A 20052-nucleotide genomic window follows, 5' to 3' on the forward strand; every position below is an offset into this window, starting at 1 on the left:
GTAAGATTCCGGGGCCGGATGGCCCCGGAGCGCCGTGAGGCGCGGAAAAACCTACTTCGGCGCACAGCCGATGCAGATGCCCTGCGAGATTTTGTCGTCCTCGATCTGCTGGCGGGTGCGGTCGCGGCGGTCGTTGACCGTTGCGGCGCCCGCGCCGGAGGCGGGCGGCATCGTCTGGCCGACCGACGAGGTGTGCGGCGCCGTGATCGTAGAGGTCGGTCCCCCGCCGGTTCCGGTCTGAGCCTGTGCCGAGGCGGCCGAGGCGGCCAGCACCGGCAGCAGGGCCGATAGGCCGAGGATCGTGATCGTGCGGGTCATCGTGACGGGTCTCCTTGCCCGGACCTAACGCGAGCGTGACCGCCCGGTTCGCATGCACCCGCGAACTCACCCTTTGTTCGCCTTTGCAGAGTCGGTCCGGCGCCGTATCAGGGGCCGCCGACCCCCGATCCCGTGCCGAAACCCCGGAGCCGCCGCGACGATGCGCGACCCCAACGCGATCGACTTCTGGCGCGGCTTCGCCCTGGTGACGATTTTCATCAACCACGTCCCGGGCAACACCTTCGAGCGCTACACCTTCTCGCAATACGGCATCTCGGACGCCGCCGAGCTGTTCGTGTTCCTGGCGGGCTGGTCGATCGGCATCGCCACGCGCGGACGCGACGGCAAGCCGGAGGCCGCGGGCAAGAGCGTGGTGCGGCTGCTCGCCCGCACCGTGGAGGTCTACCGGGCGCAGCTCACCGTCATGCTGCTCGCGCTGGCGCTCATCGCCGGCGCGGCGCTGCTGCTCGACAACCCCCTGATCCTCGAATGGCACAATGCCGGCGGGTTCTTCGCGGACCCGATCCAGTCGGTCTGCGGCATGGCGCTGATGACCTACCAGCTCGGGTTCTTCAACATCCTGCCGCTCTACGTGGTGCTCATCGGCATCGCGCCGATCTTCGTGCTGGTCGGCCGCCTCAGCCTGCTGGCGACGCTGGCGCTGTCCGGGGGCGTCTACCTCGCGAGCCTCGTGTTCGAGTGGAACGTGCCGTCCTGGCCCGGGGAGGGCGATTGGTTCTTCGATCCGTTCTGCTGGCAGGTGCTGCTAGTGCTGGGGTTCGTGCTTCAGGGCTGGAGCCTGCGCTCAGACACCCTCCGCCGGTGGTCGCGGCGCCTGATCCCGGCCGGCTTTGCCATCGTCCTCGTGGGCGTCGTGCTCGCCGTGACCGGTCTCCGGCCGGATCCGCTGATGGTGCCCGAGCCGCGGCTGCTGTTCACGTTCGAGAAAACCTACCTGACACCGGCGCGGCTTCTTCATTTCCTGGGGGTATTGCTCGCCTTCGCGCCGCTTTACGCAGTTCTAGCTCCCCGAATCGGGGTCGTCGGGCGCTATCTGAGTCAGCTGGGCCGGAACTCCCTGGCGGTCTTCTCGATGGGGTCGATCCTGAGCCTGTTCGGGCAGCTCGTGCGTTTCCAGACCGGCGGAGGCGTGCTGGTCGATATGCTGGTCGCCGGAAGCGGCCTGGTGGGTCTGGGGTTCACCGCATGGTTCGTCGAATGGCGCACCCGCAGCAAGTCGTCCCGGCCCCGGCCGTGAGGCGCACGCGCGTCTCCGGGATTCGCCGGGTGCTGACCGGCCTGATCCTTGGTCTCGCGGCGCCGATGGCGGCAGCGGCGGAGCAACCGGCCGATCCGGGTCCGGGCGATCAGCCCAGCCTGTCGCAGGAATGCCGGGTGCCGGGCGCGCAGCTCTACACCATGGCCAAGCTCAGCGCGGTCCGGACCGCGCTGAGCGAGAATCGCGCCCTCAAGATCCTTGCGATCGGCGGCAGCTCAGCACCGGGCGCCTCGGCCTCGTATCCGGCCAAGCTCGAAGCCGCCCTGGAACGGGCCTTGCCCAAGATCGACGTGACCATCGACCACCGCGGCCTACCGGGGGAGATCGCGTCAGGCGCCTCCGAGCGCCTGCGTACCATGGTGGCGGAGGCGGAGCCCGACCTCGTCGTCTGGCAGGTCGGCACCCACGACGCCATCGCCCGGGTCGATGCCGACGCGTTCGCCAGTTCGCTGAGCGAGGCCGTCACCTGGATCCGCTCGCACGGGATCGACGTGGTTCTGGTCGATCCAATCTACACCGCCAGCATGGCGGCGGATGTCGACTACAACCGGATTGTCGACGCGGTCCGTACGGTGGCGAACCAGCAGCAGGTGCCGTTAGTCCGGCGCTACGAGGCCCTGCACTACCTCTCGAGCCGCACCGACAAGGGCGAGAGCCACATGCTCGGCCGGCAGTTCCGGCTGAACGATCTCGGCCTGCGCTGCATGGCCGAGCACGTGGCGTTGACCATCGCCACCTCGCTTGCCCGGACCGAAGCCGCCCCGGAACCGGCAACCGCACCTGGCCCCGCGCCCTTAACCGAGCCGCAAGGCGCACCGGGCTAGACACCTCATCCCGAGACCGTTCTTCGGCGGTTACTGGAACAACGTTCTGGATACAGGATCCGAAGATCCCGCATCCGAGGATATCAGGTTCCTGGCGCCGCCTTCACGGGATCGATGGGCATCATCCGGCTTTGAAGGCCGACCCCGCTTTCGGGATGATGCGCGAGAATAGCCCGGTGCGGAGCGCGTAGTGTCAACCACGGCCGTCCCAGCCCGCCCCCTGCTCGCCGCCGCCGCTCGGCGCCTCGACGCCCTGCGGGCCGGGCCAGGGCGGGCGGCGCTCACGGTCTTCGCAATCCGGGTCGGCGCCGCCGGTTTCGCCTACGCGGCACAGGTGCTCGCCGCCCGGTTGATGGGCTGGGACGCCTACGGGGTCTTCGCGTCGGTGTGGGTCTGGACCGCGATGCTGGGCCACACGCTCACCCTCGGTCTGTCGCAGGGCGCCTGCCGGTTCGTTCCGGGCGACCAGGCTCGGGGCGATCTCGACCTGGCCCGCGGCTATATCCGGGTCGGTGCCCTGGTGACCGGCGGGGCAGCCGTCAGCGTGGCCGGTCTCGGCGCGGCCCTGCTGTGGCTGGAGCCGAGCTTGTTCGCATCGGCATACCGCGCGCCGATCGCGGTGGCTTTGTGCGTGATGCCGCTCTTCGCCCTCCAGGATTACCTCGAAGGGGTGGCGCGAAGCCAGAACTGGGTCGGGCTCGCGATCGCGCCGCCCTACCTGCTGCGCCAGAGCCTGATGATGGCCTGCATGGTCGGCGCCGTCCTGCTCGGAGCCCCGCCCCGGGCCGAAGTCGCGATGGCCTGCATGCTGGTCGCGGCCGCGATCGCCACCGCGCTTCAGGCCGCCCTGCTCGTGGCGCGCCTGCGGGCGGACCTGCCGGCCGGGCCGCATCGCTATCATTGGCGGACTTGGCTCGGCACGAGCCTGCCGATCGCCGGGATCGACCTGGCCAATGCCGGCTTCACCTTCGTCGACGTGATCGTGCTCGGCGCCCTGGTGAGCCCGGCCGAGCTCGGCCTTTACTTCGCGGCGACCCGGATCCAGCAATTCGTAGTGTTCGTGCACTTCGCCGCCAGCGCGGCGACGCTTCAGCGCTACAGTGCCGCCAATGCCCAGGCCGACCGCCCGCTGCTCGCCGACCTCGTCCGCCGCCAGGGCCGGCTGACCGCCGCCGCCACCCTGCTGGTCGGGGCCGGGATCGTGGTCGCAAGCCCCCTCCTGCTAGCGATGTTTGGCCCCGGGCTCGGCTCCAGCGTCCCGATCCTGGCCGTGCTGGTGGCCGGGAGCGTCGCCGCCAGCTTGTTCGGCCCCGGCGAGGACCTGCTGACCATGCTGGGCGGGGAGCGCCTCTGTGCCGGCATCACCGCCGCCATGCTGGTTGCCGCCGCGCTCCTGTGCTTGGCCCTGATTCCGTCCTTTGGAACCCTGGGCGCCGCGCTCGCAGTGGCGCTGGCGACGATCGCCCGCGCCATGCTGCTGGCCGCCGCCGCGGGACGCCTGCACGGGCTGCCGACCCCGATCTGGTCCACAGGAGCGACGCGATGATTGTCCACGCGGCCGCCGCGCGCGTGAGAGCGTCCGACCTGTCGGTCTCGGTCGGCGCGGCACCGGAGCCAGAGGCGTGGGACGCGCTGTTCGCCGCGAGCGCCACGCCCCACCCGCATTACGCACGCCAAACGATCGCCGCGCACCAAGCCGCCGGGATGCTTCCGGCGGCTGTGAGCTTCGTCACGGTTCACCGCGGGGATCGCCTGTCCGCGCTCCTGCCGTTCGCGTTCCGGCGCGACCTCACCGGCCTCGGTGGCCGGGTCGCACGGCCGTTCCTGTCACCGCTGGTGACGGCCACGACGCCCCTGGTGATCGACGGACCCGAGCGCGCCGCGACCGTCGCGGCCCTGGTCACCGGCCTGGATCAGGCGTCCGGCGGCCGGGCCTGGCGCTGGCCGCTCCTGCCGGTGCAGGACGGAGTGATCCCGGAGATGCTCGCGGCCATGCGCGCGCGCGGTTGGGCCATCGGCACGGTGGCGGCGTTCGAGCGCCCGGTGATGGAACGCCGGGAGGACCACACCGCCTTCCTGGCCGGGCACCCGAACCGCTCTCGGTTCAAGGATCTGCGTCGCCGCGCCCGTCGGCTCGGCGAGATCGGTAGCCTCGCGCATGTGAGCGCCACGCATGGCCCGGATCTCGCCGCGTTGGTCGCGGCGTTCCTCGCCCTCGAACGCCGGGGCTGGAAGGGCGAGGCCGGGACCGCCATGGCCTGCCGGCCCGAGACCGAGACGCTCGCCCGCGCCCTGTTCACCGATGTGTCCGGCCCGGTCGCGGTCCGGGCGGATGCGTTGACGCTCGATGGCCGGCCGATCGCGGTCAGCCTCGCCTTGGTCTCCGGTGGCACCGCGACGCTGCTCAAGACAGCCTACGACGAGGATCTGCGCAACCATGCCCCCGGCCTGCTGCTGGAGGCAGACATCGTGCGCGTCTGCCACGAGACCGGCTTCGCCGACAGGCTCGACTCGGCGACGCTCGATGGCTCGGCCCTCGAAGACCTCTACCGCGAGCGCACGCAGGTGGCCGAACTCATCGCCCTGCCGCCGGGGGATCGGACCCTATCCCTCGAGCGGCGCCTGCGGCTGGCCCGGTTCGAGCACGAGGCGCGCGCCGCAGCCAAGAGAGCGTTGCGGCGGCGCTGACGTTCACGCCATATGCGGCGTCATCTATCGGACGCCGGGCGCTTCGGGACGATGCCCTACCGGCTGCGGTATGGACCCTCACCCTGGACCTGGTCGTAGACGCCGTGCCCGGTTCGGGCTCGATAGGCCCGTCCCGCGATCTGGCCGGGCGTCGGCGGCGTGCCGGGCTGGGCAAAGCTGGTCTCGGGCCGGTAGGCCGGCCCCCAACCGATCTCCTCGTCGCCGGCCGGGTCCTTACCCGGAAAGCCGGTGGCGTAGCCGACGCTCTGGGCCAGAGCCGGGGCAGTCGCCAGACCGAGCAGGGCGGAGAGGGTGAGGCGAAGCGTAGTCCTTGAACGCATCGTTGATGTCTCCCGAAGTTCGATCCGGAAAGCGGATCCTTTGCGAGGGAAACGCTGGATCGCGACACGCGTTCTGTGGGGGCGATTCCGTGTCGCGGGCGAGCCCCGGGCCCACCGGCCGGCGACCAACGACGGTTCGCCGCATAGGTTCGGGTCGGCACGGGGAAGTCGCCATGGAGGATTGGAAGGCGGAGTTCCGGGCCGAGCTGCGCGCCATCGAGATCGCCACCGCCGACGCGGCCTCGGCGCTGCTGCCGGACCTGCTGCGGCGCCTGCGCCGTCACGAGGCCGGACTCGGCGGATGGGGATACCTCTCGCCCTATCGCCGCTGGCGGATCCGACGCCTCACACGCGCCGTGGCCGATGCCCGCTGGCAGGTCGAGCAGGGTCGGCTGGCGCGGATGGGCGGCCTCGACACGAGCCGGTGACGCGCCGGCCGGCTCAGGCAGCGGCCGACTTGCGACCGTCATTCCGGGGTGCGGCGACAGCGCGGCCGAGGCGGTCCGTCTGCTCGGGGGCCGGGGCTGGCAGGCGCACCAGGACGACAGTGCCGACCGTCTCCTCGGAGCGGATCCGCAGGGAGCCGCCGTGCAGCTCGACCATGGAGCGGGTGATCGCCAGCCCCAGCCCCGAGCCCTTGTGGCTGCGGGTCATCTGCGCCTCGACCTGGGTGAATGGCCGGCCGAGGCGGGCGAGGTCGGCGCGCGGGATCCCGATGCCGCTATCCTCGACGAACAGGTGAGTGCTGGCCCCCGCGCGGCGGACGCGCACCGCAATGCGGCCCCCGGCCGGTGTGAACTTCACGGCGTTCTGCACGAGGTTGGCCAGGATCTGCTGCATCGCACTCGGATCGGCCAGCAGCTCGATCCCGGGCTGCACGTCGATGCCGACCGCGATCCCCTTTTCCCGGGCGGCCGCCTCGACGAGGCCGAGAACCGATGCGACGGCGGCATCGGCGGGAATCGTCCGCGGGTTCAGCCGCACCCGCCGCGCCTCGAGCCGGGCCATGTTGAGGATGTCGTCGATCATCGAAAGCAGGTGCGAGCCGCTCTCGCGGATGTCGCGGCAATACTCGGTGTAGCGAGGGGTGCCGAGAGGTCCGAGAACCGCGTTCTCCATAACGTCGGCGAAGCCGATGATCGCGTTGAGCGGGGTGCGCAGCTCGTGGCTCATGTTGGCCAGGAACTCGGACTTGGCTTGGCTGGCGGCCTCGGCCGCGGCCTTCTGGTCGAGGTAGCGCTCGGCCAGATCGGCGAGCTGCTGGGTCTGGAGTTCGAGGGTACGGCGGGAGCGTTTGAGGTCCTTGACGGTCTCGATCAGTTCGCGCTCCGAGGCCTGAAGCTGCTCCTGATGGCGCTTCAGGCTGGTGATGTCGGTGCCGACCGAGACATAGCCGCCGTCCTTGGTCCGGCGTTCGCTGATCTGCAGCCAGCGGCCGTCGGTCAGCTCGGCCTCGAAGGTCCGGGCCGCTAGCCCGGTAAGCGCCAGGTTGGCCTCGGGGGATTCGCGTCGGACCTGGGGCAGCACGCCCCGGCCCATCACGTCGATGTAGCTCCGGCCCGATTGCGCGTCCTCGGGGCTGAGGGCGTGGAGGTGGCGGAACTTCGAATTGCACAGGACGAGGCGGTTGCCGGTATCCCAGAGCACGAAGGCTTCCGAGATCGCCTCGACGGCGTCACGCAGGCGCATGTCGGAGGCCGCGTTGGTCTCCTCCAACGCCCGCTGCTCGGTGATGTCGGTGGCGATGCCGACGAGGTGGCGGCCACCATCAGTGGCATCCGGCATCACTTCGGCCCGGGCGCGCAGCCAGACATAGGCGCCGTCGGCCCCGCGCATCCGGAAGGCATGATCGACGCAGGTCTGGTTGGCGGCGAGGCCACGGGCCAGGCTGTAGAGGTCGCCGTCGTCGGGATGGACCAGGGCGTTCACGGCCCCGAAGGAGAGATATTCGTGCTGCCGCTGGTAGCCGAGCAGGGCGTACATGGAATCCGACCAGTAGATCCGGCCCCGGGCGATGTCCCAGTCCCACAGCCCGCAGGCGCCGCGGCGCAGGGCGGTCTCCAGGCGGCCGCGGATCTGTTCGCGGGCACGGTCGGCGCGGGTCGCCTGCCGGCTCTGCAACCCATAGGCGAGGCCCACGCCGACGATCACCAGGATCGCGGCGGCGACCAGGACGATCTGGTCCCGGGCCCGCGCGCTCCAGCCGCGCATCAGCGGCTCGATCGGCTGAAGTACGGCGACCTGACCGGCCCCGTCGGGCAGGCTGTGGATGGCCGCCAGCACGCTCTCGCCGCCGGGCAGGTCGAGGGCCATGGCACCGGCGCGCTCGCCCAGGCCCGAGAGCGGCTCGCTCTCACCGAGCACCTCGGCCAGGGTCGTCGAGCTGGCGGGCAGCGGCGGGTGGGCGGCGGCGATGCGGGCATCGGGCCGAAGCAGCAGCAGGCGGCGCCCCGGGTGCCGCTCGCTCTCCGGCAACAGCGCACGCAGATCGCCCGCCCGGCCACCGGCCGACGTGATCGCCCGGGCGGCCAGCCGGGCGAAACCCTCGACCTCGGCCTTGGCGCCGGCCAGGATCTCGGCCTTCTGGCCCTGGATGTGGAGTGCCGCAAGGCCGATCAGGCAAGCGAGGAACACCGCCAGGATGCCCGGCACGGCGTAGCGCAGCCACCGCTCGACCAGACCGAGCCGCGGATCCTGGACGCGCATCGGCCAGGAAACGGCAAGACTCGATTCCGCACGCGCGGAGAAGGAAGCGGAAGCCGCCTCCGGCATGGCCGAACCTCACCCTTGGGAACTGCGATCCGTCCGCGGCGTCTCGCGCGCCCCGAATCTGATTGAATACAACCATCTTCGAGGGGCGCTTGTCCACGGATTTTTTACCATTCGGCCTTGACGCACCCCCTGGGTTCGGACTCGGCCAGAGAATCGTTTTCTACCGCAAGTTCAGTATCTTAGCCGCCTCCGAGGGTGCGCGCGACGATGTCCGCGGAGTCCCGCGAGAGGCCCGGGATGGCCTTGATCCGATTAAGCATTTCGCCGGCTTTGGCAGCCCGCGATTTTTCCAGCCGACGCCAGGATCCGAAGGCCGTCAGGAGCCGCGCAGCAACCTGTGGGTTGGCCGAATCGAGGGCCGCGACCGTATCGGCGACGAGCGAAAAACCGGCGCCATCGGCCCGAGCGAACTGAGTCGGGTTGCCGAAGGCGAAGCTTCCCACCACGGCACGCACCCGATTCGGGTTGGTCATGGTGAAGGCCGGATGGGACTTCAGCCGGGCGATTCGTTCCAAGGTCCCGGATTCGGGGATCTGAGCCTGGATGGCGAACCACTTATCGAGGACGAGCGGCTCGTCGGCGAAGCGCTCCGCGAAGCCCGCCAGCGCGCCCTCCCGGGCCTGACCGGGGATCAGCGCCAGGATCCCGAGCGCTGCCAACCGGTCGGTCATGTTGGTGGCGCGCGCCAGACGGTCCGCGGCGCGCGATGCCCCGGTCTCGGGGTCGCCCGCCGCGATCAGGTCGAGGGCGGCGTTGCGCAGGGACCGGCGCCCGGCCGACGCCGCGTCCGGGCTGTACGCCGCGTCGTCGGCTGCCGCGAGGGCGGCGTCGAGCCGCTCCAGGCGCGGCCGCAGGACTTGGCCGAGATGCGCCCGCAGCGCGAACCGGGCCCGGTGGATCGCATCGGGATCGACGTCCGACAGCAGCGCGTCCGCGGCCTCGCCCTCGCTCGGCAGGGCCAGAACCAGGGCTGCGAAAGCAGGGTCGGACAGCGCCTCGCCGTCCAGGAAGCGCCCGAGCGCCTCCGCGAACGCGTCGGCCCGGGCAGGATCGGGGTTGAGGATGAGTCGGAGGGCCACGTCCTGCGCCGCCTGCCAGCGGTTGAACGGATCGTTGTCCTGCGCGAGCAGGCGCAAGCGCTGGGCGTCGGTCAGCGCGAAATCCAGGCGCACCGGGGCCGAGAAGTCGCGCATCAGCGACGGCACGGGTTCCTCGGTGACCCCGTCGAACACGATCTCGGCCTCTGTCTCGTCGAGGACGAAGATGCCGTCTCGCACATCCGGGCAGGTCGCGCCCGAAAGCGGTCCCGCGGCGCCGACCAGCCCGAGCGCCACCGGGATCACCAGCGGCGGCGTGTCCCGGCCGCCCTCGCCGGGCAGGCTCTGGGTGAACCGCAGGGTGCAGCGGGACGCAGCCGGATCGTACGCCATGGTCGCCGTCAGGCGCGGCGTTCCCGGCCGCTCGTACCAGCGGGCGAAGGCCGAGAGGTCGCGGCCCGTCACGGCCGCGAAGGCGGCCAAGAAGTCCTCGACGGTGGCGGCGCGGCCGTCATTATCGGCAAAGTAGCGGTCCATGCCGGCCCGGAACGCGTCCGGGCCGATCAGCGTGCGCAGCATCCGGACGATCTCGGCGCCCTTGTCGTAGACGGTCGCCGTGTAGAAGTTGTTGATCTCGGCATAGGCGCGCGGCCGCACGGGGTGGCGGAGGGGGCCGGCATCCTCGGGGAACTGCCGCGCCCGCAGGGACCGGACCTCGGCGATCCGGTGGACCGGCCGGGAGCGCATGTCGGAGGAGAATTCCTGGTCGCGGAAGACCGTCAGCCCCTCCTTGAGGCAGAGCTGGAACCAGTCCCGGCACGTGACCCGGTTGCCCGACCAATTGTGGAAATACTCGTGGGCGATGATCGCCTCGATCGCCGCGTAATCCCCGTCGGTGGCGGTCTCCGGACTCGCTAGAACGTACTTGTCGTTGAAGATGTTGAGGCCCTTGTTCTCCATGGCGCCCATGTTGAAGTCGGACACCGCGACGACGTTGAACACGTCGAGGTCGTAGGGACGGCCGAAGGCGGTCTCGTCCCAGCGCATCGAGCGGACCACCGCGTCGAGGGCGTAGCCGGCGCGGTCCTCCTTGCCGGGCTCGACGTAGACCGCGCAGGTGACGGCGCGCCCCTCCATCGTGGTGAAGCGCGTCTCGACCTGGCCGAGCCGGCCGCCGACCAGGGCGAACAGGTAGGCGGGCTTCGGGTGCGGGTCGTGCCAGATCGCAAAATGCCGATCGGTCCCGGCGGAACCGGATTCGACGAGGTTGCCGTTGCCGAGCAGAACCGGAGCCTCGGCCCGGTCCGCCTCGATCCGAGTGGTGTAGACCGCCATGACGTCGGGGCGGTCGAGGAAGTATGTGATCCGCCGGAAGCCGTCGGCCTCGCACTGGGTGCAGTAGACCCCGTTCGACCGGTAGAGGCCCATCAGCTTGGTGTTGGCGGTCGGGTCGATCTCGGTGACGAGGCGTAAGGTAAATGGCTGCCCGGGCGGTGCGTGCAGGCCGAAGCCCGATGGCGTGGCCGTGTAGGCATCCGCGGCGAGCGCCGTACCGTCGAGGGTGACCGAGACCAGCCGGAGGTCGTCACCGTCGAGATGAAGCGGCGCGCCCGCGCGGCCGCCGAGGTTCGGACGCAGGGCCAGGGTCGCGTCGATCCGCGTGGCGTGCGGATCGAGACGGATATCGAGGTCGACGCGGTCGATCAGATAGTCGCTCGGCCGGTATTCCTCCAGGCGGATCAGCGGCGGCGTCTCGGTGCGCATTCGGCTCTCTCCGGATCGGGGGCTGGCCCGTTCTGGTCCCTCGCGCGGCCCGGCGCAACGCGGTCGGGGCGTGAGGGCCCATGATCGGAAACCTCAGCGCGTCGTGCCGCACCTGGGACGATTCTGAGCCGCGCCCTTCAGCCGCCACAGCCCGCCGATCAGGCCGAGGTTGATGGCGGCGAGCAGCGCCAGCAGGCCCCACAGGGCGTCGGGCCCGATCCGCTCCAGCAGGAAGGCGCCGAGCGGCGGCGCAATAGCTTGAGCCACCAGCGCGGGCCGGGCCAGCCGGCCGACGAGCCCGGCATACTGGTCGGGCCCGAACAGCACGAGGGGTACGGTACCGCGCGCGATCGAGTAGACGCCGTTGCCGGCCCCATAGATCATCAGGGCGAGGCCGATCACCGGCTCGTGCGACGCCAGCAGCAGCAGCCCGCAGGCGACCAGCGCGAAGGCAGCGGTCAGCGTCCAGAGCGGGTGATGCCGGCCCCGGTTGGCGATCTCGATCAGCCGCGCGGCGACCTGCGACGGCCCGATCAGGCCGCCATACGCGACGGCGGTGGCGAGGGTGACGCCCCGGGCCTGCAGCAGGGTCAGCAGGTGCACCGAGACCAGCGCCATGATGGTGCCGCCGAGCACCAGCACGCCGGCCATCAGCAGGAAGGCCCGGACCTGCCAGTCCGTCAGCGGTACGACGGGCGCCCCTTGCCCGGTCGTCACCACCGCCGGGGGAGGGGCCGGCGGGATCAGCGCGAGGACCAGCGGCAGCGTCACCGTCATGTGCAGGCCGGCATAGGCGAAGCAGGTCCCCCGCCAGCCGACCTGCGCGACCAGGAACGCCGTGAGCGGCCAGCACACGGTGCTGGCGAAGCCGCCCACCAGCGTCAGAGCCGTGATCGCGGACCGCGCCTCGGCGCGGTACAGGCGTCCCAAGGTGGCGTAGGCAGGATCGTACAGGCCACAGCCCATGCCGACGCCGAGGATCAGCCAACCGGCCAGGAAGACCGGCAGGGTCGGGGACAGGCCCAGCACCGTGAGGCCCGCCGCCAGCAGCAGGGCCGCCAGAGCCAGGACCGGCCGCCCCCCGCGCGCCTGGATGACGCTCCCGACGCGCGGCGACACCACTGCCGCAACCAGCAGACCGAGGGACAGGCCGCCGACGATCCAGGCCAGCGGCCATCCGGTATCCCGGGCGATCGGCTCGGCCATCACGGCCGGGAGGTAGTAGGTCGAGCCCCAGGCGAGGATCTGCACGACGCCCAGCGCGGAGATCACCGGCCAGCGGCGGGTCCGATCTGCCACCGGATCATCCCGTCCCGAGCAGGGGCAGCCACAGGGCCAGGGCCAGCAGGGCGACGAGCAGCACCGGCACGGTGATGACGAGGCCAATCCGCATGTACTGGCCCCAGCCGATCCGCTGTCCCTTGCTCGCCAGAACGTGCAGCCACAGCAGCGTGGCGAGGCTGCCGATCGGGGTGATTTTCGGGCCGAGGTCGCAGCCGATCACATTGGCGTAAATCATCAGTTCGCGCATCAGCGGCGACAGGTCGGGCGCCTGCTGGATCGCCAGCGCACCGATGAGCACGCTCGGCATGTTGTTCATGACCGAGGACAGGATCGCGGCACCGAAGCCCGCCCCGAGCGTCGCCGCAAGCGGCCCGTAACCGGCGAGCCAAACCAGGGCGCCGGCCAGCGCATCGGTCAGCCCGGCATTCCGGAGCCCGTAGACCACCAGGTACATGCCGAGGCTGAACAGCACGATCTGCCACGGCGCGCCGGCCAGCACCTTGCGGATCGGGATGCGGCCGCCCGTCCGGGCGAGGAGCAGGAGCATGGCCGCGCCCGCGCAGGTGACCACCGAGACCGGCACCCCGAACGGCGCCGTGACGAAGTAGGCCCCGAGCAGCAGGCCGAGCAGCGGGAACGCCGCCCGGAACAGCAGCGGGTCGCGGATCGCGTCGCGGGGCGATTCCAGCTCGTCGACCGGGTAGGTGACCGGCAGCGCGGACCGAAAATACAGCCCCAAAACCAGCAGCGTGGCGGCGAGCGACACCAGATCGACCGGCACCATCACGGCGGCGTAACGCCCGAAGGTGATGGCGAAGAAGTTCGCCGAGACGATGTTGACCAGGTTGGAGATCACCAGCGGCAGGCTGGTGGAATCCGCCACGAATCCGCAGGCGACGATGAAGGCCAGGGCGGCCTGCGGCTTGAACGCGAGCTTCAACAGGATCGCCAGCACGATCGGCGTCAGCAGCAGCGCCGCCCCGTCATTGGCGAACACGGCCGCGATGGCGGCGCCCAGCACCACCACCAGGGGAAACAGACACCGGCCCCGCCCGCCGCCCCATCGGGCGACGTGCAACGCCGCCCAGTGGAAGAAGCCGGCCTCGTCCAGCAGCAGCGAGATGATGATCAGGGCCACGAAGGTGAAGGTCGCGTCCCAGACGATGTGCCAGACCTCCGGCACGTCGGCCGGCTGGATCACCCCCGTGGCGAGGGCCACGCCCGCACCGATCAGGGCACTCCAGCCGATCCCGAATCCCCCCGGCTGCCAGATGACGAAAATCAGGGTGACGACGAAGATGACGAGCGCGAGCATGCGGACGGGGATCTTTCCGGCGCCGGGTCAGGCGAGACCGACGCGGCGGCCGACTTCGTCCACCACCGGTTCGCCGCTTTCCTTGACGACCGCGCCCTGCTGCTGCGGCAGCAGCTCGAGCACCCGCTCGGACGGCCGGCACAGCCGGACACCCTTCGGGCTGACCACGAGCGGCCGGTTGAGCAGGATCGGGTGCGCCTGGATGGCATCCAGCAGCTGCGCGTCGGTCAGGGCCGGGTCGGCGAGGCCGAGTTCGGCATAGGGCGTGCCCTTCTCGCGCAGCGCATTCCGAACCGAGAGGCCGGCGCGGGCAAGGAGTTGCTCGAGCAGTGCCCTGGCTGGCGGTGTCTTGAGGTACTCGACGACGTGCGGCTCGATGCCGGCGTTGCGGATCATCGCCAGGGTGTTGCGCGCGGTGCCGCAATCCGGGTTGTGGTAGATCACCACGTCGAAGGCGCAATCAGGCATGGTCCACCTCGTTGGTTCCGGGGCCGCAGGCGGCGAGCGCGGGCGCGCAGATCTCCGGGTGTCCCTGGCAGCAATCCGTCATGAGGAATGCGACCAAACTGGCGAGAACCGGATAGGCGACACTATAAATGATCGAGCGCCCGGCACGGCGCGATCCGATCAGTCCAGCCTGCTGCAGCTCCTTCAGGTGGAAGGAGATGGTCGAGGCGGACACGCCGATGGCGCCGGCCAGCGCCCCGGAGGCCATGCCGTCCGGGCCGGCCTTCACCAGCGCCCGCAGCGCCCGCAACCGGTGCTCCTGACCAAGCGCCATGAAGGCCGCGAGGGCTTGCGGTTCGTCCATTTTCGTTTCTACAATCAAACGATCGTACGAACATACGAGAATGCCTGACCGTGGACAAGCCCGCCCAGCCCTTCGACGACAGCCTCCCGAATCTCAGCCGCCCCCATTTTGCGGTGCCGAGCGCGGCGCAGCTTGCAATCGCGCTTCCCTATGCGCACGCGCCGCGCTTCCTGATCCTGTACGGCTCGCTGCGCGAGCGCTCGTTCAGCCGGTTCCTGGCCCAGGAAGCGGCGCGCCTGCTCGAAGCCATGGGAGGCGAGGTCCGGATCTACGATGCGCACGGCCTGCCGCTGCCCGACGATGCCACGGCCGACCACCCGAAGGTGCAGGAACTGCGCGCGCTGTCGCTGTGGTCGGAGGGGCAGGTCTGGGTCTCGCCGGAGCGCCACGGCAATCTCACCGGCGTGATGAAGAGCCAGATCGACTGGCTGCCGCTCAGCGAAGGCTCGGTGCGGCCGACGCAGGGGCGCACCCTGGCGGTGATGCAGGTCTCGGGCGGCTCGCAGAGCTTCAACGCGGTGAACAGCCTGCGCCTGCTCGGGCGGTGGATGCGGATGATCACCATCCCCAACCAATCCTCCGTGCCCATGGCCTACCGGGAGTTCGACGCGGCCGGCCGGATGAAGGCGGGGCCGCTGTACGAGCGCGTGGTCGATGTCTGCGAGGAGTTGATGAAGTTCACGCTGCTGACCCGCGAGCGGGCCGACTATCTGGTCGACCGCTACAGCGAGCGTAAGGAGCGGAAGCCGGAGCGGCTGCGGGCGGTGGCAGACGATATCGGCATCGGCAAGCCATGACCGGCCCGGGTGGCCTACTCGGCCGGGGACGCGCGCTCTAGCTAGGACGGAGGCCGGCCCCGCCGGTCATGTTCGTTTCCGCTGAGGGCGTCGTGACGGCCCTCGCTCCGAAAGAGGGATAGCCGCCAGATGGAATACCTGCACACCATGGTCCGGGTGGCCGATCTCGACCGGGCGCTCGCCTTCTACGTCGGCGCGTTCGGGCTTAAGGAAGTCCGCCGCGTCGAGAACGAGAAGGGCCGCTTCACCCTGGTCTTCCTGGCCGCCCCAGGCGATGTCGAGCGGGCACAGGCGACCAAGTCGCCGCTGGTCGAGCTGACCTACAATTGGGACCCGGAGACCTATTCGGGCGGCCGCAACTTCGGGCACCTCGCCTACCAGGTCGACGACATCTACGCCTTCTGCACCCAGCTCCAGGACAAGGGCGTGACCATCAATCGCCCGCCCCGCGACGGCTACATGGCCTTCGTGAAGTCGCCGGACGGCATCTCGATCGAGATCCTGCAGAAGGGCGCCGCCAAGGAGCCGCAGGAGCCCTGGACGTCGATGGAGAACACCGGCAGCTGGTAATCCATCTGCGACTCTTGACCCGGACGGCGGCGCGGGCGCATCTGCCCGCGGATCAGCCGGCCGGGCGGCCGCTCCGGGTGCATCAGCGTCCGGGGAGGAAAGTCCGGGCTCCATGGAGAGACGGTGCCGGATAACGTCCGGCGGGGGCGACCCCAGGGACAGTGCCACAGAGAGCAGACCGCCCCGGACGCGTCCGGGGTCAGGGTGAAAGGGTGCGGTAAGAGCGCACCGCGGACGCGGCAACGCGGACGGCACGGCAAACCCCACCGGGAGCAAGACCGAATAGGGGCGGCGCGCCCTTCGCGAGAAGGGCAGGCCCGCTCTCCAGGCCAGTCGCCCGGGTTGGTTGCTCGAGGCGGTCGGCAACGACCGTCCCAGAGGAATGGCCGCCACGTCGGCGCGCGCGAGCGTTCCGGCCTTACAGAACCCGGCTTATAGGCCGGCTGATCCAACCACCCCCGGACCCCTCCGGCGCGGCGATCGCGGACGAGCTCTACAAGCTCCGCGAGGTGCCAGATTCGCGCCCGGCAAAAACCTTCGGTTAACCGTACCGGGGTCAGATCTGTCGGCTCGCCAGCGCCAGGCTCGCGCGTTGACGATCCTCCGAGGCCCATGATACCCGGCATCCTCCCGTCAACGGCGTGTATCGGATCGCCGGACGTAACCTGCACAGGTGCAGGTCCCGTCCGTGCGCGGCGTTTCGCGCGCTCCGCATCCGGTGCCGTTCCCGTCACGCGCGCCGCGCTCGCGCGGCCCGGCACAGGGCACCATGAGACGCACGAGCCGCATCCGCGCCGGAATCCCCGGATCGCGCCGAACCCCCGATTGTCTCCGCACCGGCCCGGCGAGGCGCGCATGATTCGGCGCCGCCCCCCGGCCGAGACGGCGTCCGCGCACCGCGAGGGACCTGCCGCATCCGCCCAGCCTCACGTGCCGGTACTGCTCGGCGAAGTCGTCGAGTCGCTCAAGCTCGAGGGCGGCCTCGCCGTCGACGGCACCTTCGGAGCCGGCGGCTACACCCGCGCGCTGCTGGCGGCCGATCCGACGCTCAAGGTGATCGGCATCGACCGCGACCCGCTGGCGATCGCCGGCGGGCAGGCCCTGGCCTGCGAGGCCGGCGGGCGCCTGCGCCTCGTGCCGGGCCGGTTCGGGGATCTCGACGCGCTGCTCACCGAGGCCGGCGAAAGCCACGTCGACCAAGTCGTGCTCGATATCGGCGTCTCGTCGATGCAGCTCGACGTCCCGGAGCGGGGCTTCTCGTTCCGCAACGACGGCCCCCTCGACATGCGGATGGGCAATGACGGCCCCAGCGCCGCGGACCTCGTGAACGAGGCCGACGAGACCGTGCTGGCCGACATCATCTATCATTACGGTGAGGAGCGGCGCTCGCGGGCCGTGGCCCGGACCATCCACGAGGCCCGCCGCCGCGGCCGGATCGAGACCACCGCCCAGCTCGCCGAGCTGGTCGCCAGCGTGGTGTGGGTCGAGCCCGGCAGCCACATCCATCCCGCGACCCGGACCTTCCAGGGCCTCCGGATCGCCGTGAACGACGAACTCGGCGAGTTGGTGCGGGCGCTCCACGCCGCCGAGCGGGTCCTGGCCCCGGGCGGACGGCTCGCGGTGGTGACGTTCCATTCCCTCGAGGATCGGATCGTCAAGCAGTTCTTCGCCGCCCGCAGCGGCCGGGCCGCCCAGGGCTCGCGGCACCTGCCGGTCGGCCAAGCGGAGACGATCCGCAGCTTCCGCCTCGTCACCAAGGGTCCGGTCCTGCCGGGCGAGGCCGAGATCGCCCGCAACCCGCGCGCCCGCTCGGCCAAGCTCCGGGCCGCGGAGCGCACCGAATCCGATCTGCCCGAACCGCTCGCGGCGCTCCACGCGCTCGCGAGCCTGCCAGACGCCGCCCGCGGGGGCCATCGCCGATGATCCGCCTGCTGAACCTCCTGGCGGTCGCCGGCCTCGTGGCCTCGGCGATCTACGCCTACTCGATCAAGTACGACACGCTCTACCAGGGCGGTCAGGTCTCGAAGCTGCAGACCGCCCTGCACAAGGAGCGGCAGGCGATCGCGGTGCTGCGCGCCGAGTGGCAGCTCCTGACCCGGCCGGACCGGCTCCAGGCCGCGGTGGACAAGCACCTCGCGCTGGAGCCGATCGGGACCAGCCACCTGGCCCGCCTGTCGGACCTGCCCGCCCGCCCGGAGCGCGGCGACGAGATCGGCCGGCTGCTCGCCGCGACCGCGACACCCAAGGACAAGGGCGGGATCGAGCCGCGCACCACCGGCTCGATCACCCGCACCGTCACCACGACCCGCACCCCGAATACCGCTTCGAGGTAATCACCCGTGTCCGAAGACGCCGACCAGATCAGAGACGCGGCTGCCGAGGCGCAGATCTCGGAGCACGCTGTGCGGGAGACCGACGCACCGGCCCACGAGGCGGCGCACTACGCCGTGTCGGAGCAGGATGCGTCGGCACTCGAGGCCGCCGCCCGGGCGCTGCACCCGGACATGCGTGCCGTCCGCGCCAAGGCGTTCGTGCGGAGCATGTTCCGGCTCGCCATCGAGCGCTCGCACATGCGCGTCGCTTTAGTCGGGCTGGTGTTCGTCGGGGTGTTCGGGACGATTTCGGCCAAGCTGCTGATGATGGCCGTGTTCGGCGATCCGCCGAGCCAGGAGCACCGGGTCGCGGCCGCGTCCTCGACGGCGTTCCGGCCCGACATCGTCGACCGCAACGGCGAGATCCTGGCCACCGACATCCGCACCGTCTCGGTCTTCGCCGAGCCCGGAAACATCTACGACAAGGACGAGGCGGTGGAGCTGCTGACCGCGGTCCTGCCGGAACTCAACGCCTCCGAGCTGCGCGCCAAGCTGTCCTCGCGCAAGGACAAGAAGGGCGCGGGCTTCGTCTGGGTGAAGCGCGAGCTCACTCCGAAGCAACAAGCCGAGGTCCACCGCCTGGGCATCCCCGGCATCGGCTTTCTGCCGGACCACAAGCGGGTCTACCCGAACGGTGTCGCCGCCGCCCACATCCTGGGCGCGACCAATCTCGACGGCGTCGGCATCGCCGGCATGGAGAAGTACATCGACTCGACCGGCCTCCAGGCGCTCAACAGCTTCGGGCTGGTCAGCAAGCAGGCCGACCTGAAGCCGGTGCAGCTGTCCATCGATCTGCGCGCCCAGTTCGCCGTGCGCGACGAGCTGGCCTGGGGCATCGACCACTTCAAGGCCAAGGCCGGCGCCTCGATGATCCTCGACGTCAAGACCGGCGAGGTCATCGCGCTGGTCTCGATGCCGGACTTTGACCCGAACGACCCGAAGGACGCGCTCTCGCCCGACCGCATCAACCGCATGAATGTCGGCGTCTACGAGATGGGCTCGACCTTCAAGGCGATGACGCTGGCCATGGCCCTCGATTCCGGCAAGTACAACGTCAACTCGACCTTCGACACCCGCGGCGGCGTGCTGAACTGGGGCCGGCAGAAGATCCACGAGTATCACGGCACCAACCGGGTCATCACCATGCCGGAAGTGTTCACGCACTCGTCGAACATCGGCTCGGCCAAGATGGCGCTCGGCGTCGGCGTGCCCGGCCACAAGGCCTTCCTGAAGAAGATGGGCCTGCTCGACCGGCTCCGCACCGAGCTGCCCGAGAGCGCCGCCCCGATCGTCCCATCCCGCTGGACCGAGATCAACACGATCACGATCGCATTCGGCCACGGCATCGCGGTGGCACCGATCCAGGCCGCGGCCGCGGTCGCGGCCATCGCCAACGGTGGCGACCTGATCACCCCGACCTTCCTGAAGGCGGCGCCCGAAGACAAGGCCCGCGCCACGCACGTCCTCTCCGGCCAGACCTCCGAGGCGATGCGCTACATCATGCGCCTCAACGCGGCCGAGGGCTCTGCCAAGAAGGCGGCGGTCCCGTACTACTTCGTCGGCGGCAAGACCGGCACGGCCGAGAAGGTGATCGGCGGGCGGTACATCCACAACCGCCTCTTCACCACCTTCATGGCGGCGGCGCCGATGAACGACCCGAAATACCTCTTCATCACCATCATGGACGAGCCACAGGGCCTGCCGGAATCGGGCGGCTACGCCACGGCGGCGTGGAACTCGGGCGTCGTCACCGGCAAGGTGATCGAGCGGGTCGCCCCGATCCTGGGGTTGCCGCCGCAATTCGAGCCGCCGGTGCGACCGTTCCCCCAGATGGTCAAGCTCAATGCCTACCACATCAACCAGTTGGGCGGCCCATGATG

Annotated in this window: 18 protein-coding genes and 1 other RNA gene; 11 read left to right on the forward strand and 8 right to left on the reverse strand. The window is 70.3% G+C overall.

What is annotated here, in order from left to right; all coding sequences use genetic code 11:
• Positions 1–51: 51 nt before the first annotated feature.
• Complete coding sequence (locus tag AC0IY0_RS00190) at positions 52–318, reverse strand: hypothetical protein (protein WP_147907458.1); 267 nt, start codon at positions 316–318, stop codon at positions 52–54.
• Positions 319–478: 160 nt separating this feature from the next.
• Here AC0IY0_RS00190 and AC0IY0_RS00195 point away from each other — a divergent pair, with 160 nt between their 5' ends.
• From AC0IY0_RS00195 to AC0IY0_RS00210, 4 genes are all read left to right on the forward strand, one after another.
• Positions 479–1576, forward strand: coding sequence for an OpgC family protein (locus tag AC0IY0_RS00195; RefSeq protein ID WP_147907457.1), 1098 nt, complete (start codon positions 479–481; stop codon positions 1574–1576).
• The gene (locus AC0IY0_RS00200; RefSeq protein WP_471762762.1) at positions 1537–2421 is read left to right on the forward strand and encodes an SGNH/GDSL hydrolase family protein; all 885 of its coding nucleotides are present in this window, start codon (positions 1537–1539) and stop codon (positions 2419–2421) included. Before AC0IY0_RS00195 ends, AC0IY0_RS00200 begins: the two co-directional genes overlap by 40 nt.
• A gap of 190 nt (positions 2422–2611) precedes the next feature.
• Positions 2612–3967, forward strand: a complete 1356-nt coding sequence (locus tag AC0IY0_RS00205) for a lipopolysaccharide biosynthesis protein (protein WP_471762764.1) — start codon at positions 2612–2614, stop codon at positions 3965–3967.
• Positions 3964–5109, forward strand: coding sequence for a GNAT family N-acetyltransferase (locus tag AC0IY0_RS00210; protein WP_471762765.1), 1146 nt, complete (start codon positions 3964–3966; stop codon positions 5107–5109). Before AC0IY0_RS00205 ends, AC0IY0_RS00210 begins: the two co-directional genes overlap by 4 nt.
• A gap of 56 nt (positions 5110–5165) precedes the next feature.
• Here the strand turns inward: AC0IY0_RS00210 and AC0IY0_RS00215 are convergent, their stop codons facing one another.
• A complete protein-coding gene (locus AC0IY0_RS00215) occupies positions 5166–5450 on the reverse strand; it encodes a hypothetical protein (RefSeq protein ID WP_147939368.1) in 285 nt (94 codons plus the stop codon).
• 173 nt (positions 5451–5623) lie between these two features.
• Here AC0IY0_RS00215 and AC0IY0_RS00220 point away from each other — a divergent pair, with 173 nt between their 5' ends.
• Positions 5624–5878, forward strand: coding sequence for a hypothetical protein (locus tag AC0IY0_RS00220; protein WP_419830316.1), 255 nt, complete (start codon positions 5624–5626; stop codon positions 5876–5878).
• Between the two features lie 13 nt (positions 5879–5891).
• Here AC0IY0_RS00220 and AC0IY0_RS00225 read toward each other — a convergent pair whose 3' ends face one another.
• From AC0IY0_RS00225 to AC0IY0_RS00250, 6 genes are all read right to left on the reverse strand, one after another.
• Positions 5892–8222: a PAS domain-containing sensor histidine kinase gene (locus AC0IY0_RS00225; protein WP_461231841.1), complete on the reverse strand. Its 2331-nt coding sequence runs from the start codon at positions 8220–8222 to the stop codon at positions 5892–5894.
• Positions 8223–8401: 179 nt separating this feature from the next.
• Positions 8402–11023 (reverse strand): aminopeptidase N, encoded by a 2622-nt coding sequence (pepN, locus tag AC0IY0_RS00230; RefSeq protein ID WP_471762767.1) that lies wholly within the window; start codon positions 11021–11023, stop codon positions 8402–8404.
• 93 nt (positions 11024–11116) lie between these two features.
• A complete protein-coding gene (locus AC0IY0_RS00235) occupies positions 11117–12322 on the reverse strand; it encodes an MFS transporter (RefSeq protein ID WP_471762768.1) in 1206 nt (401 codons plus the stop codon).
• Between the two features lie 4 nt (positions 12323–12326).
• Positions 12327–13622 carry an arsenic transporter gene (locus AC0IY0_RS00240; protein WP_471762769.1) on the reverse strand — a complete coding sequence of 432 codons (1296 nt, stop codon included), beginning with the start codon at positions 13620–13622 and terminating at the stop codon, positions 12327–12329.
• A 27-nt stretch (positions 13623–13649) separates the two neighbouring features.
• On the reverse strand, positions 13650–14090 hold the full coding sequence (gene arsC / locus AC0IY0_RS00245) for an arsenate reductase (glutaredoxin) (RefSeq protein WP_471762770.1): 441 nt from the start codon (positions 14088–14090) through the stop codon (positions 13650–13652).
• Positions 14083–14433 (reverse strand): ArsR/SmtB family transcription factor, encoded by a 351-nt coding sequence (locus AC0IY0_RS00250; protein WP_147907448.1) that lies wholly within the window; start codon positions 14431–14433, stop codon positions 14083–14085. The genes arsC and AC0IY0_RS00250 overlap by 8 nt, the downstream gene beginning before the upstream one ends.
• 50 nt (positions 14434–14483) lie before the next feature.
• On the opposite strand from AC0IY0_RS00250, the gene arsH reads away from it, so the two are divergent.
• From arsH to AC0IY0_RS00280, 6 genes are all read left to right on the forward strand, one after another.
• Entirely contained in the window at positions 14484–15230 is a 747-nt protein-coding gene (gene arsH / locus AC0IY0_RS00255) for an arsenical resistance protein ArsH (RefSeq protein WP_471762772.1), read from the forward strand.
• Positions 15231–15359: 129 nt separating this feature from the next.
• A complete protein-coding gene (locus AC0IY0_RS00260) occupies positions 15360–15800 on the forward strand; it encodes a VOC family protein (protein WP_147907446.1) in 441 nt (146 codons plus the stop codon).
• A gap of 52 nt (positions 15801–15852) precedes the next feature.
• An RNA gene (rnpB, locus tag AC0IY0_RS00265) (RNase P RNA component class A) lies at positions 15853–16251 on the forward strand.
• 404 nt (positions 16252–16655) lie between these two features.
• Positions 16656–17723: a 16S rRNA (cytosine(1402)-N(4))-methyltransferase RsmH gene (rsmH, locus tag AC0IY0_RS00270; RefSeq protein ID WP_471762773.1), complete on the forward strand. Its 1068-nt coding sequence runs from the start codon at positions 16656–16658 to the stop codon at positions 17721–17723.
• Positions 17720–18133: a cell division protein FtsL gene (ftsL, locus tag AC0IY0_RS00275; protein WP_147856841.1), complete on the forward strand. Its 414-nt coding sequence runs from the start codon at positions 17720–17722 to the stop codon at positions 18131–18133. The genes rsmH and ftsL overlap by 4 nt, the downstream gene beginning before the upstream one ends.
• A gap of 6 nt (positions 18134–18139) precedes the next feature.
• Entirely contained in the window at positions 18140–20050 is a 1911-nt protein-coding gene (locus tag AC0IY0_RS00280) for a peptidoglycan D,D-transpeptidase FtsI family protein (protein ID WP_147938130.1), read from the forward strand.
• The last annotated feature ends 2 nt before the right edge of the window (positions 20051–20052 follow it).

The organism is Methylobacterium sp. AC315 (assembly GCF_979253755.1).

Coding starts and splice junctions, on each gene's coding strand:
- AC0IY0_RS00215 (WP_147939368.1), bottom strand. CDS start 5,450: ATGCGTTCAAGGACTACGCTTCGCCTCACCCTCTCCGCCCTGCTCGGT.
- AC0IY0_RS00210 (WP_471762765.1), top strand. CDS start 3,964: ATGATTGTCCACGCGGCCGCCGCGCGCGTGAGAGCGTCCGACCTGTCG.
- AC0IY0_RS00260 (WP_147907446.1), top strand. CDS start 15,360: ATGGAATACCTGCACACCATGGTCCGGGTGGCCGATCTCGACCGGGCG.
- AC0IY0_RS00195 (WP_147907457.1), top strand. CDS start 479: ATGCGCGACCCCAACGCGATCGACTTCTGGCGCGGCTTCGCCCTGGTG.
- rsmH (WP_471762773.1), top strand. CDS start 16,656: ATGATTCGGCGCCGCCCCCCGGCCGAGACGGCGTCCGCGCACCGCGAG.
- arsC (WP_471762770.1), bottom strand. CDS start 14,090: ATGCCTGATTGCGCCTTCGACGTGGTGATCTACCACAACCCGGATTGC.
- AC0IY0_RS00190 (WP_147907458.1), bottom strand. CDS start 318: ATGACCCGCACGATCACGATCCTCGGCCTATCGGCCCTGCTGCCGGTG.
- pepN (WP_471762767.1), bottom strand. CDS start 11,023: ATGCGCACCGAGACGCCGCCGCTGATCCGCCTGGAGGAATACCGGCCG.
- AC0IY0_RS00225 (WP_461231841.1), bottom strand. CDS start 8,222: ATGCCGGAGGCGGCTTCCGCTTCCTTCTCCGCGCGTGCGGAATCGAGT.
- AC0IY0_RS00200 (WP_471762762.1), top strand. CDS start 1,537: ATGGCGCACCCGCAGCAAGTCGTCCCGGCCCCGGCCGTGAGGCGCACG.
- AC0IY0_RS00240 (WP_471762769.1), bottom strand. CDS start 13,622: ATGCTCGCGCTCGTCATCTTCGTCGTCACCCTGATTTTCGTCATCTGG.
- AC0IY0_RS00220 (WP_419830316.1), top strand. CDS start 5,624: ATGGAGGATTGGAAGGCGGAGTTCCGGGCCGAGCTGCGCGCCATCGAG.
- AC0IY0_RS00250 (WP_147907448.1), bottom strand. CDS start 14,433: ATGGACGAACCGCAAGCCCTCGCGGCCTTCATGGCGCTTGGTCAGGAG.
- ftsL (WP_147856841.1), top strand. CDS start 17,720: ATGATCCGCCTGCTGAACCTCCTGGCGGTCGCCGGCCTCGTGGCCTCG.